Raw genomic sequence first — 24,004 nt, forward strand, 5'->3', positions numbered from 1 at the left:
CGAACGCCCCCAGCGCACGCCCCGAGCACCCGCTCGACGTCCCCTGTACGACCCTGAAGGAGCCGCACCATGTCCGTCACCCGTACCGTAAGAGCGGCCGCCGCGCTCGCCGCCGTCACCGCGCTCGCCCTGACCGGCTGCAGCCGGGGCTCGGCCTCCGACACCGCCTCCGCCAAGGGGTCGGGCAAGAAGACCGCCACCCTGATCATGAGCACCCTGAACAACCCGTTCTTCGTCAGTGTCGGCAACGGCGCCAAGTCCCAGGCGGCCAAGTCCGGGGTGAAGCTCAGTGTGCAGAACGCCAACAACTCCGACTCCACGGCGCTGAACCTGGCCACCACCGCCGTCTCCAAGCAGGTCGGCGCGCTGATCATCGACCCGGTGAGCAGCACGTCCGCGACGGCGTCGGTCAAGCAGGCCAACGGCGCGGGCATCCCGGTCATGGCCTTCGACCGCAAGCCGGAGGGCGGCAAGCTGGCGTCCTTCATCGGCTACGACGCGATCCAGGCGGGCCGCAACGCCGCCGACGCGCTCGCCAAGTCCCTCGGTGAGAAGGGCACGATCGTCGAGATCCAGGGTCTGCTCGGCACGAACGTCGCCCAGGACCGCAGCAAGGGCTTCGAGGAGGAGATCGCGAAGTACCCGAAGATCAAGACCGTCGCCAAGCAGGCCGCGGACTTCGACCGGGCCAAGGCGCTCGACGTGATGACCAACATCCTCCAGGCCCATCCGGACATCGACGGGGTCTACGCCGCCAACGACGAGATGGCGATGGGCGCCCTGGCCGCCCTCAAGTCCCGTCACCTCGCCGGGAAGGTCAAGCTCGTCGGCAACGACGGCATAGCCGACGCGCTCGCCGCGATCCAGGCGGGCACGATGTACGCCACCAACGCCGAGTCGCCGTACGCCCTCGGCCAGAAGGTCGTCAGCCTCACCGGCCAGGTCCTCGACGGCAAGAAGGTGTCGGCCGCGGAGACCCTCCAGGGCAAGCTCGTCACCAAGTCCACGGTGCAGGAGTACGCCCAGTACCTGGTCAGCATCGGCGACTCGGCGGACGTACCGGCGGCGCTGCGGAAGTAGCGGTCGCTCTTCTCACGGTGGAGGTCCGGAGCCCGGGCCTCCACCGCTGCGTTTCACGACTTCCCCGGCCGTACGGCCCCGCCCCGCGAGACGACCTGTTCGGCGATGCGCCGCCGGTAGTTCGGGCACTCGGTGATGTCCTCGTACGCGCAGTTCAGGCCGCCCTCGATGAGCTCCAACGAGGCCCGGGCCGCGGCGATTCTCGATCGGAGCTCTTCGGCCTCGGCACGCAGGATCCCCTGCCGTCCGGCACGCCCGGCGGTGGCGGACAGGCTCCTGATGGTCTCCAGGCTCAGGCCGGCCTCCTTGAAGACGAGGATCGTCGCCACGCGGGTGAGGTCGCTCGCGCCGTAGCGGCGGCGGCCGCCCGCGTCCCGTACGGGGTGCAGCAGGCCCCTGGACTCCCAGTGCCGCAGGACGTGTGTGGCGAGACCGAACCGTGCCGCGAGAGCGCCGATGCTCATCAGACTCGCGCCGTTGTCTCCGCTTGACTTCATGCTGACATTAAGTTGCAGCCTGGCATCCATGTTCAAGGACCAGGAAGCACCGGAAGAGCACCACGACACCCAGGCCCTGCTGGCCGTCCTCGACGCCGCTGACCGGTTGCCGAGCGCCGGCCTGCTGCGGGCCCGCTCCTACGAACTGCTGTCCCTCGTCCCGGCCTCGACCGTCGTGGACGTCGGCTGCGGTGCCGGGCGTGCCGTCGCCGAGCTGGCCGGACGCGGCGTCCACGCGGTGGGCGTGGATCCCGATCCGCGGATGCTGGCCGCGGCCCGGGAACGGTGGCCGGCGGGCGAGTTCCGGGAGGCAGGGGCGGAGGAACTGCCGTTCGCCGACGGGAGCGTGCGCGGCTACCGCGCCGAAAGAGTCTTCCACGTCCTCCAGGAGCCGGGGCGGGCGGTGACGGAGGCACGGCGTGTTCTCTGCCCGGGCGGCAGGATCGTCCTGGTGGGACAGGACTGGGACGCCATCATGGTCGACTCCGACGACGCGACGCTCACCCGCACGATCGTGCACGCCCGCGCCGACCTCCTCGGCACGCCACGCGCCGGCCGCCAGTACCGCGCCCTGCTCCTGGACGGCGGCTTCGACGACGTCACCGTGGAGGCGCACACCAGCGTGTTCACCGATCCCGCGATGCTGTCACTGCTCACCAGGCTCGCCGAGGCGGCCTGCGCGAACGGCGCCGTCGACCGTGACCGGACCGATGAGTGGCTCGCCGAACAGCGCCGACGCGCCGAGACCGGCCGCTTCCTGATCGCCATTCCGTTCTTCGTGGCCGCCGCCTCTGCCTAGAGGGCAGCTGGAGGCATGCGTCGGCGGGCAGGTCGGCGTGGGTGCCCGCGGCCCGCTCCTCCGCGCTACTCGTTCACCAGGAGGATCTTGCCGATGTGGCCGCCCTCCTCCATGAGCCGGTGGGCCTCGGCGGCCTGGGACATGGGGAGGCGTCGGTCGATGACGAGCTGGACGGTGCCGCTCTCGATCATCGGCCAGACCGCGTCGCGGACCTGGGCGACGATCGCGGCCTTCTGCTCCCTGGACCGTGTGCGCAGGGTGGTGCCGTGCACGGAGGCGCGCTTGAAGACCAGCTCCGCGAGGTTGAGGTTGGCCTCCAGACCGTCCTGGAGGCCGATGACGACCAGGCGTCCGTCGGGGGCGAGGGCGCGTACGTTGCGTTCGAGGTAGCTGCCGCCGACGACGTCCAGGATGACGTCGTAGGGGCCGTGCTCGACGAAGTCCTCCGTGCGGTAGTCGATCGTGACGTCCGCGCCCAGCTCCCGGGCGCGCGCAGCCTTTTCAGGACCGCCGACCGTGGTGACGACCCGGGCACCGAGCGCCTTGGCGATCTGGATCGCCATGGTGCCGACGCCTCCGGCACCGCCGTGGACGAGGAAGGTCTCGCCCTTCTTCAGTCCGGCGGTCATGACGATGTTGGACCACACGGTCGCGACGGCCTCGGGCAGGCCCGCCGCGTCGACCAGGCCGATCCCCTCGGGCACGGGGAGCAGCTGCCCCTGCGGTACGGCGACCTTCTGCGCGTAGCCGCCGCCGGTGAGCAGCGCGCAGACCTCGTCGCCGACCTGCCAGCCGGTCACGCCCTCGCCGAGGGCGCTGATCCGGCCCGAGACCTCGAGGCCCGGGTAGGGCGAGGTGCCCGGCGGGACGGGGTAGAGGCCCCAGCGCTGCATCACGTCGGCGCGGTTCAGGGCGCTGGCGACGACATCGACGACGACCTCTCCGGCGCCGGGCGCCGGGTCCGCCACGTCGGTCCACTCCAGCACCTCGGGGCCGCCGGGCTCCTTGATCGACACTGCCTTCATGATGCTCCGTCCCTGGGGGTGAGGGCTCCCGTGCGTGCGTCGGCGCGCATCCGGAAGCTCGATGTTTACAGCACACACATTAGGCCGCGAGTGTGTGCACTGTCAACATGGGGTGGCTTCCACGCCCTCCGCCACCCCTAGCGCGCCAGGGCGGCCGACGCGGCGAACAGCGCCCGTACGGCCCCGCGGACCTGCGCGTCCACCACTTCGGAGGTCGAGGAGTCGAGCTTGCCGTCCAGGCACAGAAAGGCCAGGCCGTGGACGAGGGCCCACACCGTGGTCGCGAGCGCTTCCGGGTCGGCGGCGCCCGGGAAGGCGCCGCGCACGATGTCGTGGACGTACTCCGAGATGGCGGCGGTCGCCGCGACCCGCTCCTCGCTGGTCGGGTCGCACGGCTCCGCGAACATCACCCGGAACATCGCGGGCCGGTCGAGCGCGAAACGCACGTACGCGACGGCGACGGCGGCCAGTTCGTCCGGAGTCGTGGGCGCGGAATGCGCGGCGGCCAGCGATCCGGCGAGTTCGCGGTACCCCTCGGCGGCGACGGCCGAGACCAGCGCGTCACGGTCCGCGTAGTGGCGGTAGGGAGCCGTCGCCGACACGCCCGCCCGGCGCGCCACGGCACGCAGCGACAGCCCGGCGCTGCCGTCCTCCTCCAGCAGCCCCAGCGCGGCGCGCAGGCAGGCGGCGCGCAGATCGCCGTGATGGTACGAGCCGGTCGCTTGCGGCATAGGTCACACTCCTTGAAGTTTACGGCGCTTACATTCCTGACCTAATGTGAACGCTGCACACATTGTAAGCGATGAAGATCGAGAGGGGAAAGCAGGATGACCAGCGAACTGTTCGCGCAGTTGTCCCTGCGCTCCGGCCAGGTACTGCGCAACCGGATCGCCAAGGCGGCCATGGAGGAGAACATGGCGGCCGACGGCCAGCTACCGGGCCACGAGCTGTTCGGGCTGTACCGGCGCTGGGCCGAGGGCGGTGCCGGACTGCTCATCACCGGCAACGTCATGGTCCACGCCGAGGCACTGACCGGGCCCGCCGGTGTCGTGCTCGACGAGGCCGCGCCGCTGGAGCCGTTCACCGAGTGGGCGAAGGCCGGCAAGGCGGGAGGCGGGAAGATCTGGATGCAGATCAACCACCCCGGGCGCCAGATCGCCTCCGACATGCCCGGCGTCGTCTGGGGCCCGTCCGCCGTCGGCGTCGACCTCGGCAAGCACAGCAGCCGCTTCGGCCGCCCGGTCGCCATGACCGCCACGCAGATCGGCGAGACCGTGACGCGGTACGCGGTGACCGCCCTGCGCGCGGAGGAGGCGGGCTTCGACGGCGTCGAGATCCATGCCGCGCACGGCTATCTGCTCTCGCAGTTCCTGTCGCCCCTGGTCAACAAGCGCACCGACCAGTGGGGCGGCTCGCTGGAGAACCGGGCCCGGATGCTGCTGGACATCGTCCGCGCCGTACGGGCCGCCGTCTCGCCCTCCTTCGCGGTCGCGGTCAAGCTGAACTCCGCGGACTTCCAGCGCGGTGGCTTCGACGCGGACGACGCGCGTGAGGTGATCGAGATGCTCGCCCCGCTCGGTGTCGACCTGGTCGAGCTGTCCGGCGGCAGCTACGAGTCCCCGGCGATGTCCGGGCGCCCGGCCGACGCGCGCACCCAGGCCCGTGAGGCGTACTTCCTCGACCTGGCCAAGGACCTAGTCAGGACGAGCCCACTGCCGCTGATGCTGACCGGTGGCATCACCCGGCGCGAGACCGCGGACCGGGTTCTCGCCAGCGGAGTCGCCGTCATCGGCATGGGCACCGCGCTCGCCGTCACACCCGACCTGCCGAGGCGCTGGCGCACCGGCCGCGAGGCCGAGCGGCAGCTCCGCCCGGTGACCTGGTCCGACAAGGCGCTCGCCTCGGCGGCGGGCATGGCCCAGGTCCGCCACCAGATGCGCCGGATCGCCCGGGGCAGCCGCCCCACGCCCGGCACGCACCCGGCGGTCGCCCTCATCGCGGAGCGGCGCAAGCAGCGGCGGGCGCTGCGCCGCTACCGCGCGTGGCTGGGCGCGACGAGGGACGCCGCGTAGTCCGCCGTCGGAGAGGCGCCCCAGGTACTCGGGTATCTGGGGCGCCTCTTCGGTTTCCTTCGGTGCCACGCACGACGCGAGCGGCGCGGCTCTCTCGGAGCCGCGCCGCCTGGTTTCCGGTGTCTCAGCGGGTGCCGATCGCCTTCAGCACCTTCAGTCCCGTCGTCAGCAGTGCCGCCCAGGTCTCGGGCGGGATGCTCTTCGGCGGGGTGAACCCCTGAACGCGCTGGTGGGCGATGTTCTGCGCCTCGGTGTACTTGAGGATGCCCTCGGCACCGTGGCGGCGACCGAGCCCGGAGTCGCCCATGCCGCCCATCGGCGCGTCGACGCTGCCCCACGCGGCGGCGAACGCCTCGTTGACGTTGACGGTGCCCGCGTGCAGCCGGGCGGCGACGGCACGCCCCCGCGAGGCACTGCGGGACCAGACGCTGGCATTGAGTCCGTACGGCGTGGCGTTGGCCCGCGCGACCGCCTCGTTGTCGTCGCGCACGGGGTAGATCGAGACGACGGGTCCGAACGTCTCGTGCTCGCACAGCGTCATGTCGGGGGTGACGTCGGCGAGGATGGTCGGCTCGTAGAACAGCGGTCCGAGATCGGGGCGCGCCTTTCCGCCCGCGAGGACCCGCGCCCCCTTGGCCACGGCGTCGTCGACGTGGTCGGTGACGGTCTTCAACTGGGCGGCGGTGGTGAGGCTGCCGACATCGACGCTGAAGTCGTACGCGGCGCCCACCTTGAGGCTCCTGGCGCGCGCGACGAACGCGGCGACGAACTGGTCGTGCACCGACTCCGCGACGTACAGACGCTCGATGGAGACGCAGAGCTGACCCGCCGAGGGGAAGCACGCGGCGACGGCGCCCTCGGCAGCCTTCTCGATGTCGGCGTCGTCCAGGACCAGCATGGCGTTCTTGCCGCCGAGTTCGAGCGAGGAGCCGATGAGCCGTTGCCCCGCGTCCCGGGCGATCTTGCGGCCGCTGGCGGTGGAGCCGGTGAACATCATGTAGTCGGCGCCCGCCATCAGCGCGCCGCCGATGGAGCTGCCCCGCCCGATCACCATCTGCCAGACGCCGGAGGGCAGTCCGGCTTCCCGCATCAGTTCCAGCGACCACAGTGCGGTGAGCGCGGTCTGGGTGTCGGGCTTCTGGACGACCGCGTTGCCTGCCATCAGCGCCGCGATGGCGTCGCTTGCGGCCATGCTCAGCGGGTAGTTCCAGGGCGAGATGATCGACACGACGCCCTTGGGATGGCGCAGTTCGGTGGTGTGGGTGAGCAGCGGGAACGCGCCCCGGCGGCGCTTGGGCGCCAGGTACCGGGCGCCGTTGCGGGCGTAGTAGCGGGACACGAGGGCGATGTCCACGACTTCGAGGAACGCGTCCCGCCGGGTCTTGCCGTTCTCGGCCTGCATGAGGTCCAGCGCCTCTTCCTGGCGGGCCAGGACGAGGTCGTGCAGGCGCAGCAGGATCTTCTTCCGCTCGCTCAACGGCGTGGCGGACCAGGTGCGTTGGGCGATCCGCGCCCGCGCGAAGGCGTCCTCGACGTCGGCGGGCGTGGAGACCGGGAGGTCCGCCAGGGGTACGCCGGTGTAGGGGGCGGTGGTGGTCACGCGCGCCGCGTCGGGCGAGGCGCTGACCAGGTTCGCCAGCCGCTCGATCCGCGCGGGCGTCAGGGACGCGGGCAGCGGGGAGGGGCGGGCGGCGGGCGGGGCGGTGACGTGATCGGTGGCCATGTCGGAACTCCTCGCTTACCGGCTGCGGACCGAGGTCGGGACCGGCATGTGCAGGGCGAGCTGCCCCTCGGTCACGACGTCGAACTGGATGGTCCGGATCGGCTTGAGGGAGCGCAGGTCGTCGGCCATGCGGCCCTCCCCCACCTCGAGTTCGACATCACGCGGGACGAGCGAGGTGCCGGAGGCCAGCACGTTGGTCTGGCTCAGCGTGGAGTGCCACGCGTCGCCGATCGTCGTGTACGAGGTGAAGGTCGAGACCCGCTTGCCGCTCGGGTAGAGGGTCTGGGCCGGGGTGAGCGCCGAGAGCGCGAGGTCCGTGCCGCCGGAGTCGTTGGCCACGCGCGCGGTGGTGCGCCGTGCGTCGATGTCGACGTCGAGATCGGTCACCCACTTGGGGAAGCCGTAGCCGTCGTGGCCGCGCACCTGGGCGATCTCCGAGCTGACCGGCAGGGAGAGCACATAGGCGTCGAGGTGCTCGTTCTTGAGGGCGGCGACGAGGTCGACGAAGCCGAGCTTGCCGTGCCGGGCGGGCTTCACGGCGATGCCGACGGTGGCCTCGGTGTAGAAGTCGATGTCGCACACGTCGTACCGGAAGAACATCGCGGAGACCAGGCCGAGCCCGGGCGCGACCTCCAGCGGGGCCAGCTCGCGGGGCAGCCGGGAGCGGATGGCGCGGGTGGGCGCGAGCATCGTGAGCCGGGCGGTGGAGATGCGGTAGTAGAAGTTCGGGGTCAGCGTGGGGCCGATCGGGGAGTCGACCTTGGTCTTCGGCAGCTTGCGGAAGAACTCCACGCCGCTGACGCGGGGGTCACGGGCGATCTCGTCGAGGTCGGTCTCCATCCGGTAGCGGTCGTAGAGACCGCCCTTGGGGACCGAGACCGTACGGCCGCCGAGGTCGACCTTGACGGTGCCCTGCGGGGATTCCGGCCGGGGGTTCTGCTGCGATTCCTGCGGGGACGAGGACATGACGCGGCTCCTGAGTCGCATGTTGACGGTGATTACATCAGCGTAGCCATCAATGTAAGCACCGTCAACACGTGAGGTCGTGCGCGCCGTCTCAGTCCTCGTGCAGGGCGTTCCCCAGGAAGTCGATGGCGATCTTGCGGGCGATGGTGGCCGCCTTGGTGTCGCGCAGGCTGTCCAGGAGCAGGAAGTCGTGGACCATGCCCGCGACCCGGACCGAGGTGACGTCGTTGCCCGCCTCGCGGAGCTTGTTGGCGTACTTCTCGCCCTCGTCGCGCAGCACGTCCGCCTCGTCGGTGATGACGAGGGTGGGCGGCAGCCCCTGGAGTTCTTCGAGCGACGCCCGGAGCGGCGACGCGTACACCTCGGCGCGCTGGGCCGGGTCCGTGGTGTAGGCGTCCCAGAACCACTTCATGGCGTCGCGGGTGAGGTAGTACCCCTCGGCGAACTGGTGGTACGACGGCGTGTCGAAGTCGGCGTCGGTCACCGGGTACAGCAGGCACTGGGCCTTGAGGTCGATCCCGCCGCGGTCCTTGTTCATCAGCGTGAACACCGCCGACATGTCACCGCCGACCGACTCGCCGGTGACGGCGATGCGCGAGGTGTCCAGGCCGTGCTCGGCGCCGTGCTTCAGGACCCACTGGCCCACGGCGTAGTTCTGCTCCACCTGGGTGGGGTACTTCGCCTCGGGCGCGCGGTCGTAGACCGGGAAGACGCCCGCCGCGCCCGCGCCGACGGTGAGTTCGCGGAAGAGACGGTCGTGGGTCTTGTCGTCGCCGAAGACCCAGCCGGCGCCGTGGATGTAGAACAGCACGGGCAGCGGGCCCGTCACGCCCTTGGGCCTGATGATGCGGGTGCGGACGGTCCCCCACTCACCGGCGTCGACGTCGACCCACTCCTCGTCGACCTCGGGGCGCGGCACGCTCAGGTCGCTCTGCAGGTCCGCGAGGATGGCCCGGCCCTGTTCCGGCGGGACCTCGTAGATGCGGGGGTGCGGGTCGGTCGCCTCGGCCAGTTCCCGCGCGGCGGGTTCCAGGTACGGGGTGACGGGCGGCGGGATGTCGGTCATGGCCACTCCTTGGGATCGGCACACGAATGTCGCGTCGGACTCGCGTCACGCGGCCGCTCCGGCCGCTGCCGGTGACGACTGCCCCGAGCCGGAGATCACCCACACGTGTGGGGCACAGATCCCCGTGTCCATGTTTGGCGCCTGCGCGGTGGGGCGCAACCGGCCGCCGCGAGCCCCGCCCGGCTCAGGCGCCGGAGGGCTCCTGCGGGATGCGCACGAACGCGAACACCTCGCCGACGAGGGCCGCCAGGGACCGGTCCTCGATGTCGTCGGCCCAGCGTTCGAGGGCGACGTCGAAGCAGGCCAGGGCGGCGGTGACCATGGTCCGCGCCTTCAGCTCGGCGGCGGGACCGTCCTCGCACATCCGGGCGGTGATCTCGGGTACGAGGGCTCCGGTCCAGGCCAGGTGCTTCTCCAGGTACCGGGCGCGCAGGGCGGGAGTGTGGCAGATGACGCGGGTCGCCCGCTTCCAGCGCCCCGCCTCGCTGTCCATCTGCCCGGCCGCGACGACGAAGGTGTCCCGCAGGGCGTCCCAGCCCGGCTGCCCGTCGAGATGGCGGCACAGCTCCTCCCGTACGTCCTCGGCACTGGGGATGCGGTCGCCGAAGACGACGTCCTCCTTGTTGCCGAAGTAGCGGAAGAAGCTGCGCTGGGAGATGCCCGCCGCGCGCGCGATGTCGGCGACGGTCACCTGCTCGAACCCGGAGGCGTCGAACAGTTCGAGGGCCGTGTCGGCCAGCGCCTCCGTGACGAGCCGACGGGTTCTCAGGCGCAGTCCGGGCGTGGTCGTGGTCTCCCTCATACCGAGAGGTTATCAGTGCCGAACTTGGCATACTGTGCCAGAAGTGGCGTACGGTGTTATAGACGGGGTGTCCGTCGCCCGGGGAACCCGTCGTACCGGCGACCGTCACCGGTCGCACCGGTCGCAGAGGCCGCACAGGTCGCACAGGTCGTCACCACAGAGGGAGCAACAGCCATGACCAAGGTCCTCTTCGTCGTCTCCGCGGCCGACCGCTGGACGCTGAACGACGGCACCGAGCACCCCTCGGGCTACTGGGGCGAGGAATTGGCGATGCCGCACAAGATCTTCAGCGAGGCCGGGTGGGAGATCACGCTCGCCACTCCGGGCGGCAAGCCCCCGACCCTGGACCGGCTGAGCATGTCCCGCACCGCGGGGCTGCCCGGCAAGCTGCGCGAGGTCGGCCGCTACCTGGACTCGATCCGGGCCGAGCTGGACACCCCGCGCCCGCTGGCCGAGGTCGATCCCGCCGCGTACGACCTGGTCTTCTACCCCGGCGGGCACGGCCCGATGGAGGACCTGGCGTACGACGAGGTCTCGGGCGCCCTGCTCACCCGTGTCCTGCACTCCGGCAAGCCGCTGGCCCTGCTGTGCCACGCCCCGGCCGCGACGCTGGCCGCCCGGAACGCCGACGGCTCGTGGCCGTTCGCCGGATACCGGATGACGGGTCTGTCCAACACCGAGGAGAAGCTCAACAGCTTCGGCCGCAAGGCCCCTTGGCTGCTGGAGGACCGGCTGCGCGAGGAGGGCGCGGACTACGTCAAGGCCCGGCTGCCGCTGCTGCCGTTCGTGGTGGTGGACCGCAACCTGTACACGGGCCAGAACCCGATGTCCTCCGAGCGCCTGGCCAAGCGGCTGGTCGCGGACCTGGACGAACGCTGAGCCGAGCCGTTTCGCACACCGAGGAGCACACCCCGATGAGCAGCCGCATCCTTCTCCTGGGCGCCACCGGTTACACCGGCGGCCTGGTCCTGGACGCCCTTCTCCGACGCGGTGTCCGGCCGACCCTGGCGGGGCGCAGTGCCGCCGCACTGACGGCTCTTGCCGCGCGGAGCGGCGGTCTCGACCACGTGGTGGTGGACGCCACGGACTCCGGGGCCCTGAGACGCCATCTTTCGCGGGGCGACGTACTCGTCACGACCGTCGGCCCCTTCGAACGCCTCGGCCACTCCGCCGCCGAGGCCGCGGCGGAGACCGGGGCCCACTACGTCGACTCCACGGGGGAAGTCGGCTTCGTCCGCACCGTACGCGACAGGTACGACCGACGAGCCCGCGAGACCGGCGCGGTGATGCTCCCCGCCTTCGGCTACGACTACGTCCCGGGCATCCTCGCGGGCACGCTCGCCGCTCGCCAGGCCGGGGCCGCCGTACGCGCCCTGGACATCGGCTACTTCGCGACCGGCCCCCTCTGGCGCGGCATCAGCCAGGGCACCCGGACGACCATGCGCGACGGCCTGACCCTGCCGTCCCCGACCTGGCACGCACACCGGCTGACGGACGAACGCACCGCGTCCCGCGTCCGCGAGTTCACGGTGCGGGGCCACCGCAAGTCCGCCTTCCTCGTCTCCGGCACGGAAGTCCTCTTCCTCCCGGGCGACTTCCCCGTCCTGGCCGACATCACGGTCTTCAACGGCTGGTTCCCCGCCCTCAGCCGCCCCCTCACCCTGCTCTCGGCCGCCGCCAACACCCTGACCCACCTCCCCGGCGGCCACCACCTCACCACCCTCCTCACCCTCCCCTTGACCTTCGGCCCTTCCGGCGGCCCGGACGCCACCGAACGCGCCCGCACCCGCTCCTACGTGGTCGCCGTCGCGTCGTCAGGCGCCCCCGGCGCCTCCCCCCTCGCTCAGATCCACCTGGAAGGCCCGAGCGCCTACACCCTCACGGGCGAGCTGATGGCCTGGGCGGCGGTACGGCTTGCCGCCGGGGCCGGTGGGGTGGCGGGGGTGGTGGGTCCGGTGGAGGCGTTCGGGCTGGATGTACTGCGGGACGCTTGTGCGGAGATGGGGCTGGTGTCGGTGGGGTGAGGGGGTGCCTTCGGTGTGCTTCTGGGGGCGCGATGCGCCGCTTCGAGGCGTATCGCTGACGTCGCTCACCTACCAGGCCCTCGATCCGGTACTGCCGGGTCAGGAGGTTGTTGACGCGCGTCCGCCAGGCAGCACTGAGACGACGAAGTCTGCTAGACGGAGGAGGTCGTTGCGCCCGAGGCCCTGGTTCGACTGCGCAGATAGTCCATGCCACAGAGTCTGAAGCGATGCAGCGAGTGTGGCCGGGTCTGTGCGCTTCGGGACTTGCCCATCGTCCTGAGCTTGTTCGATGCGCTTGAGCAGCAGGCGCTGGTTCGACGCGTAAAGGTCGTCGAGGTAGGCGCGAGTGTCGATCGTATCCGGGCTGTCCGTCATCGCGGCGCTGCTCACCAGGCAGCCCGGGTGCCCTGAGTCGGGTTGGGTGAACTCTTCGACGGATCGACGGAACAACTGGTCGAGGGTGTCAGCGAAGTCGGGTTGCGCACACGCGTCCTGGTGGATGACCCGGTACCGCTCGGCGTACGTTCGCACCGCTTCCTCGAACAGCCCCGCCTTGCTCCCGAACGCGGCATAGATACTCGAAGTGGACATCCTGAGCGCGGCGCCCAGTGCCCGCGTGGACGTGCCGGAGTAGCCGCGTTGCCAGAAGAGCCGTGCCGCTTCGAGTACAACCGTGGCTCGATCGAACTGGGGAGGTCGTCCTGCTCGGCTGGGGCGCATGCTTGCATTGTAGAGCGGATGCTCCATAATCCACGTTGTGGAGCAATCGATACAGAAGAAGGTGCCGCGTCCGGACGGCAGTTGGGTGAGCGTCGACATCTATGGCGCTGCGGCGGAGCCGGGGCTGCTCATGCTGCCCGGCGTGATGAGCGATGCGCACAGTTGGCGGCACGTAGCTCGCTCACTCGAGGCGTGGCCTTCGGTGTCTGTCGTCAATCGCCGGGGGCGAGCACCCTCAGGACCGCTCGGAGACCAGTATTCGCTGCGAACCGAGGTCGACGACCTCTGCGCGGTGATCGAGGCCGTCGGTGAGCCGAAGGCCGTCTTCGGTTGGAGCTACGGGGGCCTGGTCGCCCTGCTTCTTGCGTGCGAGCGCCCGATGAGCCATGTGATCGCTTACGAGCCGGTCGACCCCGGCTTCGGCAACGCCGCGCTGCCTTCGCTCCGCGCCGCAGCTGCCGCACAGGACTGGGATCGAGCGGTCGAGATCGTGAACGAGCGGGTGTCAGGCTTCTCCACGAAATACGTCGATGCGCTGCGCGCTGATCACAGTGCGTGGTCGACGTTGCGCAGACTGAGCGAACCGCTCTACTCGGAACTGCAGGCGCTGTCCGATGCCGAACTCGGCACGGATCTCGGCTCCCACGCGGCCGTCATCGACCTGATCGTCGGCGAGCGGAACGTCGGCGCGGAGCCGTACGGAACCTCGTTCCAGCGGGTCGTGAGCAGACTCCGCGGTGGCACGGTCCATCCACTGGCCGGCCAAGGACACCTCACCCACCTCGAAGGCCCTGCCGCCCTGAGCAGGCTCCTCGACAAGCTCGAAGACCGAGGCAATGCGACGCGAGCACAAGTGGTCAGCGGCGCGGATCGCGTTTGAACTCAACGAGACTGGCGTTAGCACCAGCCGTCGCGCCACGAGCCGAATCCTTGCCCAACTCGGGTTGAACCCTTTCCGGCTGGTTGCTCAGCACCACCGTCATCACCGGCATCACCCGGCGAATCGCCCGCCCCTGACACATCAGGGCTGAGGCTGCTCGGCCGTGTCCTCCGCAGCCGCCGTCTCCGCCGCCGCGATGTCGATGAAGCGACGTATCGTCTCGGCGGGCATGTCGAGCCCCTGGGAAGCCGCATGTTCGTCGCCGAAGACCTGGACGGCTTCGGCGACGGCCAGGGCGAGTTCGGCTTCTGCCTTGCGCAGCTTGACCTCGGCCTTGTCGACGGTGTCGACGACCGCCAGCTGGCGGCGCTGCTTCTCCTGGAGTCGCTGTTTGCGGGATGGCGTCTTGCCCGTGTTCTGCACAGTCACACCAAGATCATAAACAGGGACGCGGTCAGAGATGTAATCGACAACTTCGCCTAAGCGCGGGGCTGTTCACGATCCGGCGCGCGGAAGACGGCTCAGGCCGACAGCTCCCACGCGTACGGCGGCTCCGCCCCCGGCCGGGAGCAGGTCAGCGCGGCGGCGCGCGCCGCGAAGCCGAGTACGTCGCGCCAGACCTCGGCATCCAGGCCCGCGACGGCCGCGTGGCTCAGCGCGTCGATCTCCCGCAGCCGGTGGAGGAGCGCCGCGTTGACGGTGTCGCCCGCACCGATCGTGTCGACCACCGTGACCTTCGTACCCGGCACGCTCACCTGCCCCGCGCCCCGGCTCCACACGCTGAGGCCGTCGCCGCCTCGGGTCAGGACGATCGCCGCCGGGCCGTACTCCAGCCACGCGGCCAGCTGGGCGTCCAGGTCGCCGTCGGGGCCCAGGTCCGCGAGCCAGCGGGCGTCCTCGATCGAGAGCTTCAGCAGCGCGACATGCGGCAGCCAGGCGAGGAACCGCTCGCGGTAGGCGTCGGCGTCCGCGATCAGACCGGGCCGGATGTTGGGGTCGAGGGCGGTGAAGACGCCGTTCTCCGACTCCCGCCGCAGCAGCGCCTCGTACGCGCTCGCGCCCGGTTCCAGTACGAGCGAGCAGGTGCCCACGGACAGGGCGGTGGCGCCCTCCGGCAGCGCGGGCGGAAGCGTGAAGAGGCGGTCGGCGGTGCCCTCGGTGTAGAAGCCGTAGCCCGCCGAGCCGTCGCTGCCCACGTCGGCGACGGCCAGCGTCGTCGGCTCGGGGCCCCGCTGGACCAGCGCCGTGTCGACACCCGCGTCCCGCAGCCCCGCCAGCAGGGCCGCGCCGAAGGCGTCCGTGGACACGCGCGAGCAGAACGCCGTCGCGGAGCCGAGGCGGCCGAGCGCGACGGCGACGTTGTACGGACCGCCGCCCCGCCGCGGGAGGAGCTGCGGCAGCGGGGACGCCTCGGAGGCGGTGGCGGGGGCGGGCACGAGGTCGATCAGTGCCTCGCCGGCGACGACGATCACAGTGCTGGTTCCTTTCGGTGCGCCGTGGAGCGGCGGGGCGTGCTTGATTGGCCAGGGGGATAAGGGAGTTGGGGAGGCCAGAGGGCTTGCGCCGGGCTACGGCGACGCCATCGGGAAGTCGGTCGCTGCGGACCCGACGGCACCGGCCCCCGGCGGGCAGCCGCAGGACGTCCGGTGGACCACCTCGCACGGCAGCCGCACCGTCCGCGCCGCCCGCCCCGGCGTGTCCAGCCGCTCAAGGAGCAGCCGCAGCGCCACCCGACCGACCTCCCGGCTCGGCTGGCGGACGGCCGTGAGGCTGGGCGAGAACAGGTCCGCCCACTCGAAGTCGTCGAAGCTGACGAGCGCGATGTCCTCGGGGATGCGCAGATCCGCGTCGCGGAGCGCCTGGAGCGCGCCGATGGTCATCGCGTTGTTGGCCGCGATGAGCGCGGTGGGACGGGCGGGCCCGGACAACAGGCGTTCGGTCGCGCGACGGGCGCCCTCGGACGCGGAGCTGCCGTGGGCCAGCAGCCCGGGGTCGTACGAGAGCCCGGCCGCCCGCAGCCCCTCCCGGTACCCCTCGATGCGCTCGGTCGTCGTACTCAGCCCGGCGAGGCCCGCCACCATCGCGATGCGGCGGTGGCCGAGCGCGGCGAGGTGTTCCACCAGTTCCCGCACGGGTGCGGCGCCCTCGGCGCAGACCTGGTCGTACGCCGGTTCCTCGGACTCGTCGACAAGACGGTCCAGGAAGACGGCGGGGACGGCGGCGCGGGAGAGGTAGTCGAGGAGGGCCGACGGTTCGGCCGAGGGGGCGATGATCACGCCGTCGACCCGGCGCTCGTGGAGCATCCGGACCACGCTCAGTTCGTGCGCGGGGTCGTCGTGCGGGTCGGCGATGAGCAGCCCGTACCCGGTGGCCAGCGCCTCGGCCTCGACGCCCTGAAGGATCTCGGTGAAGTACGGGTTGCTGATCGCGGAGACGGCCAGGCCGACCGAGCGGGTGCGGGAGGTGACGAGGGAGCGGGCAAGGGAGTTGTGGATGTAGCCCAGCTCCTCGATGGCGCGGAGCACCGCGTCGCGGGTCGCGGGCCGTACCGGACGTGTGGCGTTCAGCACGTGGGAGACGGTGGCCACCGAGACACCGGCGTGCCTCGCCACGTCCGCCATCGTCCGCATCCCGTACTCCTTCGTGTGCCCCGTGCCGGTCCCGTACCGCCCTGTGCCGGTCCCGTACCGCGTGTCCGCCTGCCCACGGTGGAGCCGGACGGGGGCGGGCGCGGTGGGGCGGCGCGGCCGGTCCGTCCAGGAGACCTCGTCCGTCGGTGGGACAGACGCCGGAGACCTATGAAAAGTCATACGTAAGCGTTTGCGCAAGCGCTTACGTGGCGATTATGTTTCCCCGCGTCTTCGGACATCCGTCCGCACACCGCTGTGAGGAGGCGCCATGCGCGCTGTCGTGGTCACCCAGCCGGGAAGCGCCGAGCTGACCGACCTGCCCGATCCGAGTCCCGGTCCCTCGGAGGTGGTCGTCCGCGTCAGCTCCTGCGGCCTCTGCGGCACGGACATGCACATCCTGGGCGGCGAGCTGCCGTCCGTGAGCTACCCGCTCGTCCCCGGCCACGAGCTGACCGGCGTCGTGGTGGAGACCGGCCGGGACGTACGCTTCCCGCTCGTCGGCCAGCGTGTCGCCGTGGACCCCAACACCCCTTGCGGCGCCTGCCATTACTGCCGGATCGGGCGTGGCAACCTCTGCGAGCACTACACCGCGGTGGGCGTCACCCGTAACGGCGGGTTCGCCGAGTACGTCGCGGTCCCCGCGGGCCGCTGCCACGTCCTGCCCGAGGGGCTGTCCGAGGCCGCCGCTGGTCTGGTCGAGCCCCTGTCCTGCGCCGTCCACGGCCTCAGCAGGCTCCCCCGGCGGCCCGGTGAGCACTACCTCGTCTACGGCGCCGGGACCATGGGCCTGATGATGGCGGCCCTGGTGGCGCACTCAGGCGCGGCCTCCGTGTCCGTCGTCGACCCCAACACCCGCCGCCTGGACCTCGCCCGGCGGATGGGCGCCGACGCCACCGCCGCGAACGCCGACGAGCTGGGTCGCGAGCAGGGCTTCGAGGTCGTGATCGACGCGACCGGTGTCATCGCGGCGATCGAGGACGGTCTGGGGCGCGTCCGCAAGGGCGGTACGTTCCTGCAGTTCGGCGTCGCGGACCCGGCCAAGCGGGCCTCGTTCTCGCCGTTCCTGGTCTACAACCGCGAGATCGACATCATCGGGTCCATGGCGGTGCACAACGGCTTCCAGCCTGCGGTGGAGATCCTGGCCGGTGGGCTGGATCTCGACCCGCTCGTCAGTGATGTGCTGCCGCTGGAGAGGTTCGACGAGGCGGTGGGGCTGTTCCGGGCGGGGTCCGGGCAGAAGATTCATCTTGCGCCGCAGGCGGGGGATCCGCGGGTGGCGGGGGCTGGTCGGGGGGCGGCTGCGGGTGCGGCCCGTGGAGAGGTCGCGGAGGGTTCCGCTGCCGCGGCGGCTACGGAGCTGGCGACGGCTGCGGCGGTCGAGGCGGCTGGGCGGCTTGCGACGGCTGCGGGGACGGGTACGGGTACGGCTGCGTCCGCGTCGACGGGTGCGGCCTCGTGAGCCGGGTGGTGGGGTCCGGGGCGGCGGAGCCGGAGGCGGCGGAGCCCGAGATGATGGGGTCCGAGACGGCGGGACCTGGGGCGGCGCCTAAGCGGCGGCCCCGGCTGCGGAACGCCCTGATCTGGGTGTTCGGTGCCCTCGGCGGCATCCTGTGGGGCTACGACACGGGCGTGATCTCCGGCGCGATGCTCTTCATACGCCAGGACATCGCCCTGACGCCGCTGATGGAGGGCCTGGTCGTCTCCGGGCTCCTGGTGGGCGCGATGGCGGGCGCCGGTCTTGCCGGAAAGCTGTCGGACGCATGGGGTCGGCGTCGGCTGATCCTGGGCGCGGCGCTCGTCTTCATCGCGGGTACGGTCGGCGCGGCACTCTCCTCCGAGGCGTCGCTGCTCATCGGCGCGCGAGTGCTCATCGGTGTGGGCGTGGGCATCGCCTCGGTCGTCGTACCGCTGTATCTGACGGAGCTGGCGCCGATGGAGGTGCGCGGCGGCCTTGCCTCCCTCATGCAGCTCCTGGTGACCGTGGGCATCTTCTTGGCCTACCTCACCGACTACGCGCTGGCCCCGGCGCACGCGTGGCGCTGGATGATCGGGCTCGGCGTACTGCCCGCGGCCGTCCTCGCCCTCGGCATCCTGACCCAGCCGGAGAGTCCTCGCTGGCTGGCGGGGCGGGGGCGCCGGGACGACGCCCGTGCCGCCCTGGCCCTGCTGCGCGGCGACGACGAGACCGCCCGTACCGAGCTGTTCGACATCGAGAAGACGCTCGCGGAGGAACGTGCGGCGACGCAGCGGCTGACGCTGCGCGACCTGCTGTCCCCCCGGCTGCGGCCCATGCTGGTCGTCGGCCTTCTCCTGGTGTTCTTCCAGAACTTCGGCGGCATCAACACGATCATCTACTACGCCCCGACGCTCCTCACGAGCATCGGCTTCGGCGACAACGGCGCGATCCTCGCGAACGTCGGCATCGGTCTCGTCAATATGCTGATGACGCTCCCGGCGATGCGCCTCATCGACCGCCGCGGCCGTCGCCCCCTTCTGCTCTGGGGCTCGGTCGGCATGTGCGCGGGCATGGCCGTCCTGGCCGCGGTCAACCTCACCCCCCTCCACCACGGCTCCCTCCTCGCCCCGCTCACCCTCTTCGGCGTCGCCCTCTACGTCGCCGCCTTCGCCGCTTCCTGGGGCCCCGTGCAGTGGGTGATGCTCCCCGAACTCTTCCCCACCCGCATCCGCGCGGGCGCGGTCGGCGTCTGCGTCGTCTTCAACTGGCTCTTCAACATGGCGGTCGCCCTGGTCTTCCCGTCCCTCCTCCACGCGTGGGGCGCGGGCGCGAACTTCGTCATCTTCGCGGTGACGACGTTCCTGTCCGGGGTCTTCGTGAAGCGGCTGCTCCCTGAGACGAAGGGGCGGTCGTTGGAGGAGATCGAGCGGGAGGTGCTGCGGCGGGACGCGGGGGCTGCTTCGACTGCGTCGGTGTCCTGACCGGGACGTAGTCACGTCGCACAACTGCGCGGGCCGCGCCGGGGGTTGACTCCTCGGCGCGGCTTGCGTCTACGCACACCCTCGGTGCCCCTTGGCGCCATCCCCTGCCGACACGTTCTGCAACGACGGACCTTCGGGCGCCCTTTCCCGGTGTCCCCATTCAGCCAATCGGGCAATTGCGAGCACTGGGCCGGAACTGTACGTTCCCGCTGACGGATCATCGCGACTGCGGGAGGGGCAGGGATGCCTGGATACGGCCGTGCGGACAGTGAATGGGAAGAGCTGGTGCATGCCGGTCGTGGCTTCCTCGTCGAGCGAGCGACGCGGGGCGAGCTCACCACGTATACCGAGCTCAATGTGGCTCTGGCCGAGCAAACAGGCTGCCGTCCCTTCAACTTCGAGCGTGCCGACGAACGGGCCGCGATGGGGCATCTGCTCGGACTGATCGTGGAGCGGGACCAGGAGCTCGCCCCCTCGGAGCCGCCTGTCATGCTCTCGGCCCTGGTGAACTACGAGGGTTCCAACGACGCCGGTTCTGGCTTCTATCAGTTGGCCAAGGATCTCCGGCTTCTGCCCCTGAGTGCGTCAGCCGATGAGAAGTTCGGCTTCTGGGCCAGGCAAGTGAAGCAGCTCTACGCTCTTCATGGACCGGATTCGGTGGTGGCGTGAGATTCAGGCACTCTGCATGCCTGACTGTGTGGCGACGCCGAAAAGCCACGGCGCGTCCCTGCTTACAACTGGTCCCCGTTCTTGGGTGATTTCGGTGGGTGCGGGCCGCCGCCGTCCTTGACGTCCTGTTCGCAGGTTCGGTCGTCGTGGGACTGGTCGTTGGGGATGAGGAGGACTGCGGCGACCTGGTCGGGGTGGTCGACGGTGAGCCAGGCGTCGCCTGTACCGTTCGGGCCGAACGCCTCGGACGAATAGACCGTCGTGCAGATCATCGCCACGCGCTTCTTGTCGACCACGCAGGCGTCGACAGCGGGGCCGGAGGTCTCGTCTGCGCCGTCGAAACGGTAGTGGAAGTGGACCTTGTCCCCGGCGTCGGGTTGCTGCGGGTGGGGCTCAAGGCGCCAGTCGACGACCTTGGCGGTGACACCGAGAAGCTGCCCGGACGCGTCCACGACCTGCACGCTGACACCGGCCGCGCCGCGCTTCGCGGTCGTGTCGGTACAGCCCCAGGAGGAAGCGCAGCCGGACAGGGCGAGGATCGCCAGGGCCGACGACGCAGCGGCGAGTATGCGGGCGGGAGGCATTCAGCTGTCCTTCTCGTAGCGTGCGAGCAGGTCGCGCCAGAAGGGGACCGTCGCTCGCGGGTTCCAGCCCTTGCCGGTCTCGCCCCGGGTCTCGTCGAACTCCCGGTGCGTGTAGTCGACCAAGTCCAGGCCGTAGTGGATGACGTCGGTCTGCCACAGGGAGAGCACGGGATGTCCGGAGGTGTCCCGCCCGGCGGGCAGGTAGCGGTGGGCGTAGACCGGCACCAACACCGGCGCCTCCGCCAGCTGCTGCCGCGCCCTTTCCAGCGCCACCGCCCTGGAGGCCGGACGCTCACCCCAGCTCGCGTGCCAGAACCCGCTGTGTTCGACGTCGAGCAGAACGCTCTCGACCGGCCAGTCCAGCTGTCGACGCAAACTCTCCAAGTCGCCGCCCCGCCACTCGGGCCAGGGCTTGAGCCACGTCTGCCCCTCCTCAGGAGGGACGTTGACCGGGAGCCCGGCCGCGAGAAACGCCCGGTGATCAGCTGCGAACTCGAACCCGTACTCGCGCTCGATCCGCTCGAACTCGGCATCCGTGAGCCCCGGTTCGAACGCGTAGAGCCCCGTCCCCGCCAACCGGAGCGCGGCCTCCGCACCCAGTGCTGCTCCCTCGGTCCTGATCACTACGGCACGCTAGCGCCAACCGGCCGCGCAGTCACCCGAGTTGTCCACGGACCCCGGTCCCGCCTCACGGCACCCCGCGCTCGTGTCGTGCCCGCATGCGCGATGAGAGGCACGACGAACCGCTGTCGGACGCGGAATTGGAGTTCTGACTCAGAGCCTGTAATCAATCTCCTTTTCGCGCATCAGGGTCTCGAACTCCTCGTCCGACAGCGGGTGTAGAGAGTCCAGGAAGCTGCGCAGCCCCGCTTCGTCCAGGGTCTGGCTGGAGACTTCGATCTCGGCGTTCTTGTGGCGGCGGGTGAGGGTGGTGGTGTGGCCGCCGGGGAAGGTGGTGAGGGTGCGCAGGTTGTCGGGGGCGGTCACTTTGCAGGTCGTGCCCTTGGGGAGGACAGCGGGGCATTGGAGGGTGGGGGTGAGGGGCGGGCGGACCACGAGGTCCAGGGAGGCGCGTTCGTCCTGGCGGACGGGGCGGTAGGCGACGCTGAAGTAGGCGGGGCCGATTTCGGCGCGGGAGAGTTCCATGTCTGGGGGTGGGGTGCCCAGGTACTGGAGTTCCGCGTGCTCCCGGTAGCGGGTGAAGTCCGCTTCGTGGCGGCGCTGTTGGGCGTGGGCCGGGCCGATGAGGCTTCCGTACGCCACCCCGGCCGCCAGGACGGCCACCGCGCCCAGGCGGACCCACCTGCTCGGCACGAAGAACGCGGCGGCGACGGCGTACGGCACTCCCACCAGTGCGATCCGGGTACCGGCGCTCCCCAGGTCGACGTCCGCGCCGTAGGCGACCAGGCCCGCCACGACGCCGAGCGTGCCGAGCCCGAACACGGCCACCGCCCAGCCGAGTCGCCGCCATGGGGACTCGCACAGCGGGACCACGGTCCGCGCCGGTAGCGCCGCGACGGTCAGCGCGACCACCGTCAGGGGCACCCCCAGCGCGAGCACCGGCCCCATCGCCCCGGCTCCGCCCTTCCACGCCGACGCGAACAGTACGAAGCCGAGCACCGGCACGGCCGCCGCCGTCAACGCCCAGACCAGGAAGAGGTGCAGGGCCGTCAGGGCCCGTCCGTCACTCGTCATGCCGCCGGATGCTGCCAGTTGGGGTGGGGGGCCACATGAGTACGCGTACTCATCGCGAACGCGCCGTGCCTGGCGGCTACTTCACGAGGACCGCGTGCTCGAAACCACCGTCCGGGACGCATCTGGTGCGGATCGGTGAACTGGTGCCGGTTCTGCTGTACATGCTGATCCGCGATCAGGGGAACTTGGTCGAGTCGCAGCGGGCCACCGAAGAACGTACGGTGGCCCGCCCGGCGTCTCACGAGCGGAGCGGCTCGGTCAGCGCAGTACGCGCCCGAACCGTGCCGAGGTCGCCGGGGCACCCACCTTGGTGGGGCCGAAGGCGATCGCGCCGGTGGTGGTCAGGCCCGTGGACGTGCCGTTGAGGGACCAGATGGCGCCTGCGGCGGCGTTCTCGTTGGAGGCGGCGACGGCGAGGTCGCGGTGGCCGTCGCCGTTGGTGTCGGCGAGGGCGCAGGCGTCGCCGAAGCGGTCGTTGCTCTCGGCGACGCCGGGGACGCCCGCGGTGTTCTGGTGCATGACCTGGCTGCCGGTGCCGGTGACGCCGGTGGACGTGCCGTGCAGCAGGGCGAAGGACCCGGCATCGGTGAGGCCGCTGAAGTCCTCGCCGCTGATGCCGAGCGCGACCTCGGCCTTGCCGTCGCCGTCCACGTCGGCCACCGCGACGCAGGAGCCCAGGTCGTCGCCCTCCTCCTGCGCGCCATAGAAGCCGGGCAGGCTCTGGTCGAAGGTCTGGGTGCGCTTGGTCAGGTCCGCGTCGGGCGCGCCGAAGCCGATCGTGACGTACGGGCGGTCCTCGCCGGAGCCGGACACCACGTCGTCGTAGCCGTCGCCGTCCACGTCACCGACGCCGACCGCGCCGTCGAAGCCGGGCGCGCGGACGATCTTGAAGCCGGTCGGGGTGCTCAGGAGCACGCGGTTGGCCCAGCTGCCGTCGCCGGTGTACAGCCTGATCACGACGTCCTGGAGGTGGTCGCCGTTGACGTCACCGGTGCCCAGGGCGACGACGGGTCCGGCGATGGAGTGCGGGCCGTTGACGCAGGTGTCCTTCGCGGCGCACGCGTCGGGGCCGTCGTCACCGTCGTCGCCGTAGCCCCACCAAGTCGACTTGTCCATGAAGTCACGTGTCGCGGCAGGCTTGCCGGTACGGGAGATCGGGCCCTTCCACAGCGCGGCGGGCTGGTCCACCGGGTCGTCGCCGAAGGCGTCCGGGTCGCCGAAGAGGGCGAGGTCGGTCTTGCCGTCGCCGTCGAAGTCCCCGGCGATCGGCGTACGGCGGTACTTGCCCAGGGACGTGCCGCCGGTGAGGCCGGACGGGGAGCCCCACAGGACGACGGCGTCGGAGCCGTTCTTGCCCGCGCCGATGACGAGGTCGCTGTAACCGTCGCCGTCGAGGTCGCCCTTGGTGAAGGAGTCGCCGAACCCCTCCTTGGCGACGGCCGCGCCGGGTACGCCGCTGGTGGAGCGGGAGATGACCGACTTGTGCGCGGGCGAGAGGCCGGAGGCCGAGCCGTACACCACCGCCACGTATCCGGCGCCCGCCTTGTCGGAGACGGTGCCGGTCGACGCGCTCACCACGAGGTCCGCGTAACCGTCGCCGTTGAAGTCGTCCGCCTTCGTCACCTGGGACGCGTGGCCGGTCGACGCGTAGGCGGGGGCTGCGGTCAGGGTCAGGGCGCTCATCCCGGTGGCCGCCAGCAGCGCGGCGGCGAGCGGGGCGGTGACGCGGGCGCGCCGGACACGGGGCGCGCCGCCGGTCACGCGGTGCTCGGGGCCGACGGGGCGTCGTATGTGCGTCATCGCGAAGTCCTTCTGTCGTGGGTCTACGTTCACAA

Annotated in this window: 24 protein-coding genes; 9 read left to right on the forward strand and 15 right to left on the reverse strand. The window is 70.9% G+C overall.

Features of this window, described 5'->3' with window-relative positions:
* The first annotated feature begins 69 nt into the window (after positions 1 to 69).
* Entirely contained in the window at positions 70 to 1,080 is a 1,011-nt protein-coding gene (locus tag B079_RS32055; protein ID WP_018546514.1) for a substrate-binding domain-containing protein, read from the forward strand.
* Positions 1,081 to 1,133: 53 nt separating this feature from the next.
* Here the strand turns inward: B079_RS32055 and B079_RS0114365 are convergent, their stop codons facing one another.
* Positions 1,134 to 1,577, reverse strand: coding sequence for a MerR family transcriptional regulator (locus B079_RS0114365; protein WP_026248692.1), 444 nt, complete (start codon positions 1,575 to 1,577; stop codon positions 1,134 to 1,136).
* Between the two features lie 28 nt (positions 1,578 to 1,605).
* On the opposite strand from B079_RS0114365, the gene B079_RS0114370 reads away from it, so the two are divergent.
* Positions 1,606 to 2,376 carry a methyltransferase domain-containing protein gene (locus tag B079_RS0114370; protein ID WP_018546516.1) on the forward strand — a complete coding sequence of 257 codons (771 nt, stop codon included), beginning with the start codon at positions 1,606 to 1,608 and terminating at the stop codon, positions 2,374 to 2,376.
* A 65-nt stretch (positions 2,377 to 2,441) separates the two neighbouring features.
* On the opposite strand, the gene B079_RS0114375 is transcribed toward B079_RS0114370, so the two are convergent.
* Both B079_RS0114375 and B079_RS0114380 read right to left on the reverse strand, forming a co-directional pair.
* Positions 2,442 to 3,401 carry an NAD(P)H-quinone oxidoreductase gene (locus B079_RS0114375; protein WP_018546517.1) on the reverse strand — a complete coding sequence of 320 codons (960 nt, stop codon included), beginning with the start codon at positions 3,399 to 3,401 and terminating at the stop codon, positions 2,442 to 2,444.
* 137 nt (positions 3,402 to 3,538) lie between these two features.
* Positions 3,539 to 4,132, reverse strand: a complete 594-nt coding sequence (locus B079_RS0114380; protein ID WP_018546518.1) for a TetR/AcrR family transcriptional regulator — start codon at positions 4,130 to 4,132, stop codon at positions 3,539 to 3,541.
* A 96-nt stretch (positions 4,133 to 4,228) separates the two neighbouring features.
* Here B079_RS0114380 and B079_RS0114385 point away from each other — a divergent pair, with 96 nt between their 5' ends.
* Positions 4,229 to 5,473: an NADH:flavin oxidoreductase/NADH oxidase family protein gene (locus tag B079_RS0114385; protein WP_018546519.1), complete on the forward strand. Its 1,245-nt coding sequence runs from the start codon at positions 4,229 to 4,231 to the stop codon at positions 5,471 to 5,473.
* 124 nt (positions 5,474 to 5,597) lie between these two features.
* Here B079_RS0114385 and B079_RS0114390 read toward each other — a convergent pair whose 3' ends face one another.
* The 4 genes from B079_RS0114390 to B079_RS0114405 all read right to left on the reverse strand — a co-directional run bounded on the left by B079_RS0114390 (position 5,598) and on the right by B079_RS0114405 (position 10,030).
* A complete protein-coding gene (locus tag B079_RS0114390; protein ID WP_018546520.1) occupies positions 5,598 to 7,196 on the reverse strand; it encodes a succinic semialdehyde dehydrogenase in 1,599 nt (532 codons plus the stop codon).
* A gap of 15 nt (positions 7,197 to 7,211) precedes the next feature.
* A complete protein-coding gene (locus tag B079_RS0114395; RefSeq protein WP_018546521.1) occupies positions 7,212 to 8,162 on the reverse strand; it encodes an acetoacetate decarboxylase family protein in 951 nt (316 codons plus the stop codon).
* A gap of 91 nt (positions 8,163 to 8,253) precedes the next feature.
* Positions 8,254 to 9,228, reverse strand: a complete 975-nt coding sequence (locus B079_RS0114400; RefSeq protein WP_018546522.1) for an alpha/beta hydrolase — start codon at positions 9,226 to 9,228, stop codon at positions 8,254 to 8,256.
* A 184-nt stretch (positions 9,229 to 9,412) separates the two neighbouring features.
* A complete protein-coding gene (locus tag B079_RS0114405; RefSeq protein WP_018546523.1) occupies positions 9,413 to 10,030 on the reverse strand; it encodes a TetR/AcrR family transcriptional regulator in 618 nt (205 codons plus the stop codon).
* 174 nt (positions 10,031 to 10,204) lie between these two features.
* Here B079_RS0114405 and B079_RS0114410 point away from each other — a divergent pair, with 174 nt between their 5' ends.
* Together B079_RS0114410 and B079_RS0114415 are read left to right on the forward strand one after the other, a co-directional pair.
* Positions 10,205 to 10,909: a type 1 glutamine amidotransferase domain-containing protein gene (locus B079_RS0114410; RefSeq protein ID WP_018546524.1), complete on the forward strand. Its 705-nt coding sequence runs from the start codon at positions 10,205 to 10,207 to the stop codon at positions 10,907 to 10,909.
* A gap of 35 nt (positions 10,910 to 10,944) precedes the next feature.
* The gene (locus B079_RS0114415) at positions 10,945 to 12,054 is read left to right on the forward strand and encodes a saccharopine dehydrogenase NADP-binding domain-containing protein (protein ID WP_018546525.1); all 1,110 of its coding nucleotides are present in this window, start codon (positions 10,945 to 10,947) and stop codon (positions 12,052 to 12,054) included.
* A gap of 99 nt (positions 12,055 to 12,153) precedes the next feature.
* Here the strand turns inward: B079_RS0114415 and B079_RS0114420 are convergent, their stop codons facing one another.
* Positions 12,154 to 12,774 (reverse strand): TetR/AcrR family transcriptional regulator, encoded by a 621-nt coding sequence (locus B079_RS0114420; protein WP_037801498.1) that lies wholly within the window; start codon positions 12,772 to 12,774, stop codon positions 12,154 to 12,156.
* A gap of 37 nt (positions 12,775 to 12,811) precedes the next feature.
* Here B079_RS0114420 and B079_RS32060 point away from each other — a divergent pair, with 37 nt between their 5' ends.
* On the forward strand, positions 12,812 to 13,654 hold the full coding sequence (locus B079_RS32060; RefSeq protein WP_051095097.1) for an alpha/beta fold hydrolase: 843 nt from the start codon (positions 12,812 to 12,814) through the stop codon (positions 13,652 to 13,654).
* Positions 13,655 to 13,795: 141 nt separating this feature from the next.
* Here B079_RS32060 and B079_RS0114430 read toward each other — a convergent pair whose 3' ends face one another.
* From B079_RS0114430 to B079_RS0114440, 3 genes are all read right to left on the reverse strand, one after another.
* A complete protein-coding gene (locus B079_RS0114430) occupies positions 13,796 to 14,083 on the reverse strand; it encodes a hypothetical protein (RefSeq protein ID WP_106432302.1) in 288 nt (95 codons plus the stop codon).
* A 92-nt stretch (positions 14,084 to 14,175) separates the two neighbouring features.
* Positions 14,176 to 15,126: a carbohydrate kinase family protein gene (locus tag B079_RS0114435; RefSeq protein ID WP_018546529.1), complete on the reverse strand. Its 951-nt coding sequence runs from the start codon at positions 15,124 to 15,126 to the stop codon at positions 14,176 to 14,178.
* A 96-nt stretch (positions 15,127 to 15,222) separates the two neighbouring features.
* On the reverse strand, positions 15,223 to 16,284 hold the full coding sequence (locus B079_RS0114440; RefSeq protein WP_018546530.1) for a LacI family DNA-binding transcriptional regulator: 1,062 nt from the start codon (positions 16,282 to 16,284) through the stop codon (positions 15,223 to 15,225).
* 268 nt (positions 16,285 to 16,552) lie between these two features.
* Between B079_RS0114440 and B079_RS32065 the strand changes: the two genes are divergently transcribed.
* The 3 genes from B079_RS32065 to B079_RS32070 all read left to right on the forward strand — a co-directional run bounded on the left by B079_RS32065 (position 16,553) and on the right by B079_RS32070 (position 19,890).
* Positions 16,553 to 17,743, forward strand: coding sequence for a zinc-dependent alcohol dehydrogenase family protein (locus B079_RS32065; protein WP_018546531.1), 1,191 nt, complete (start codon positions 16,553 to 16,555; stop codon positions 17,741 to 17,743).
* The gene (locus tag B079_RS0114450) at positions 17,740 to 19,221 is read left to right on the forward strand and encodes a sugar porter family MFS transporter (protein ID WP_234016791.1); all 1,482 of its coding nucleotides are present in this window, start codon (positions 17,740 to 17,742) and stop codon (positions 19,219 to 19,221) included. Before B079_RS32065 ends, B079_RS0114450 begins: the two co-directional genes overlap by 4 nt.
* Before the next feature lie 243 nt (positions 19,222 to 19,464).
* Entirely contained in the window at positions 19,465 to 19,890 is a 426-nt protein-coding gene (locus B079_RS32070) for a hypothetical protein (protein WP_018546533.1), read from the forward strand.
* A 62-nt stretch (positions 19,891 to 19,952) separates the two neighbouring features.
* Here B079_RS32070 and B079_RS0114460 read toward each other — a convergent pair whose 3' ends face one another.
* The 4 genes from B079_RS0114460 to B079_RS0114475 all read right to left on the reverse strand — a co-directional run bounded on the left by B079_RS0114460 (position 19,953) and on the right by B079_RS0114475 (position 23,969).
* Positions 19,953 to 20,474 (reverse strand): hypothetical protein, encoded by a 522-nt coding sequence (locus B079_RS0114460; protein WP_018546534.1) that lies wholly within the window; start codon positions 20,472 to 20,474, stop codon positions 19,953 to 19,955.
* Entirely contained in the window at positions 20,475 to 21,098 is a 624-nt protein-coding gene (locus tag B079_RS0114465; RefSeq protein WP_018546535.1) for a hypothetical protein, read from the reverse strand.
* A gap of 150 nt (positions 21,099 to 21,248) precedes the next feature.
* Positions 21,249 to 22,169, reverse strand: coding sequence for a hypothetical protein (locus B079_RS0114470; RefSeq protein WP_018546536.1), 921 nt, complete (start codon positions 22,167 to 22,169; stop codon positions 21,249 to 21,251).
* A 258-nt stretch (positions 22,170 to 22,427) separates the two neighbouring features.
* Positions 22,428 to 23,969: an FG-GAP repeat domain-containing protein gene (locus B079_RS0114475; RefSeq protein ID WP_018546537.1), complete on the reverse strand. Its 1,542-nt coding sequence runs from the start codon at positions 23,967 to 23,969 to the stop codon at positions 22,428 to 22,430.
* Positions 23,970 to 24,004 lie beyond the last annotated feature (35 nt).

Origin of the sequence: Streptomyces sp. LaPpAH-108 (genome assembly GCF_000373625.1) — a bacterium.
Classification (GTDB): Bacteria; Actinomycetota; Actinomycetes; order Streptomycetales; family Streptomycetaceae; genus Streptomyces.

What these genes read in the sequence shown, in the direction of transcription:
- B079_RS32065 (WP_018546531.1), top strand. Translation starts at nt 16,553, where the DNA reads ATGCGCGCTGTCGTGGTCACCCAGCCGGGAAGCGCCGAGCTGACCGAC.
- B079_RS0114390 (WP_018546520.1), bottom strand. Translation starts at nt 7,196, where the DNA reads ATGGCCACCGATCACGTCACCGCCCCGCCCGCCGCCCGCCCCTCCCCG.
- B079_RS0114405 (WP_018546523.1), bottom strand. Translation starts at nt 10,030, where the DNA reads ATGAGGGAGACCACGACCACGCCCGGACTGCGCCTGAGAACCCGTCGG.
- B079_RS0114375 (WP_018546517.1), bottom strand. Translation starts at nt 3,401, where the DNA reads ATGAAGGCAGTGTCGATCAAGGAGCCCGGCGGCCCCGAGGTGCTGGAG.
- B079_RS0114410 (WP_018546524.1), top strand. Translation starts at nt 10,205, where the DNA reads ATGACCAAGGTCCTCTTCGTCGTCTCCGCGGCCGACCGCTGGACGCTG.
- B079_RS0114400 (WP_018546522.1), bottom strand. Translation starts at nt 9,228, where the DNA reads ATGACCGACATCCCGCCGCCCGTCACCCCGTACCTGGAACCCGCCGCG.
- B079_RS0114365 (WP_026248692.1), bottom strand. Translation starts at nt 1,577, where the DNA reads ATGAAGTCAAGCGGAGACAACGGCGCGAGTCTGATGAGCATCGGCGCT.
- B079_RS0114475 (WP_018546537.1), bottom strand. Translation starts at nt 23,969, where the DNA reads ATGACGCACATACGACGCCCCGTCGGCCCCGAGCACCGCGTGACCGGC.
- B079_RS0114370 (WP_018546516.1), top strand. Translation starts at nt 1,606, where the DNA reads ATGTTCAAGGACCAGGAAGCACCGGAAGAGCACCACGACACCCAGGCC.
- B079_RS0114440 (WP_018546530.1), bottom strand. Translation starts at nt 16,284, where the DNA reads ATGCGGACGATGGCGGACGTGGCGAGGCACGCCGGTGTCTCGGTGGCC.
- B079_RS0114460 (WP_018546534.1), bottom strand. Translation starts at nt 20,474, where the DNA reads ATGCCTCCCGCCCGCATACTCGCCGCTGCGTCGTCGGCCCTGGCGATC.
- B079_RS0114380 (WP_018546518.1), bottom strand. Translation starts at nt 4,132, where the DNA reads ATGCCGCAAGCGACCGGCTCGTACCATCACGGCGATCTGCGCGCCGCC.
- B079_RS0114420 (WP_037801498.1), bottom strand. Translation starts at nt 12,774, where the DNA reads ATGCGCCCCAGCCGAGCAGGACGACCTCCCCAGTTCGATCGAGCCACG.
- B079_RS32055 (WP_018546514.1), top strand. Translation starts at nt 70, where the DNA reads ATGTCCGTCACCCGTACCGTAAGAGCGGCCGCCGCGCTCGCCGCCGTC.
- B079_RS0114415 (WP_018546525.1), top strand. Translation starts at nt 10,945, where the DNA reads ATGAGCAGCCGCATCCTTCTCCTGGGCGCCACCGGTTACACCGGCGGC.
- B079_RS0114470 (WP_018546536.1), bottom strand. Translation starts at nt 22,169, where the DNA reads ATGACGAGTGACGGACGGGCCCTGACGGCCCTGCACCTCTTCCTGGTC.
- B079_RS0114395 (WP_018546521.1), bottom strand. Translation starts at nt 8,162, where the DNA reads ATGTCCTCGTCCCCGCAGGAATCGCAGCAGAACCCCCGGCCGGAATCC.
- B079_RS32070 (WP_018546533.1), top strand. Translation starts at nt 19,465, where the DNA reads ATGCCTGGATACGGCCGTGCGGACAGTGAATGGGAAGAGCTGGTGCAT.
- B079_RS0114385 (WP_018546519.1), top strand. Translation starts at nt 4,229, where the DNA reads ATGACCAGCGAACTGTTCGCGCAGTTGTCCCTGCGCTCCGGCCAGGTA.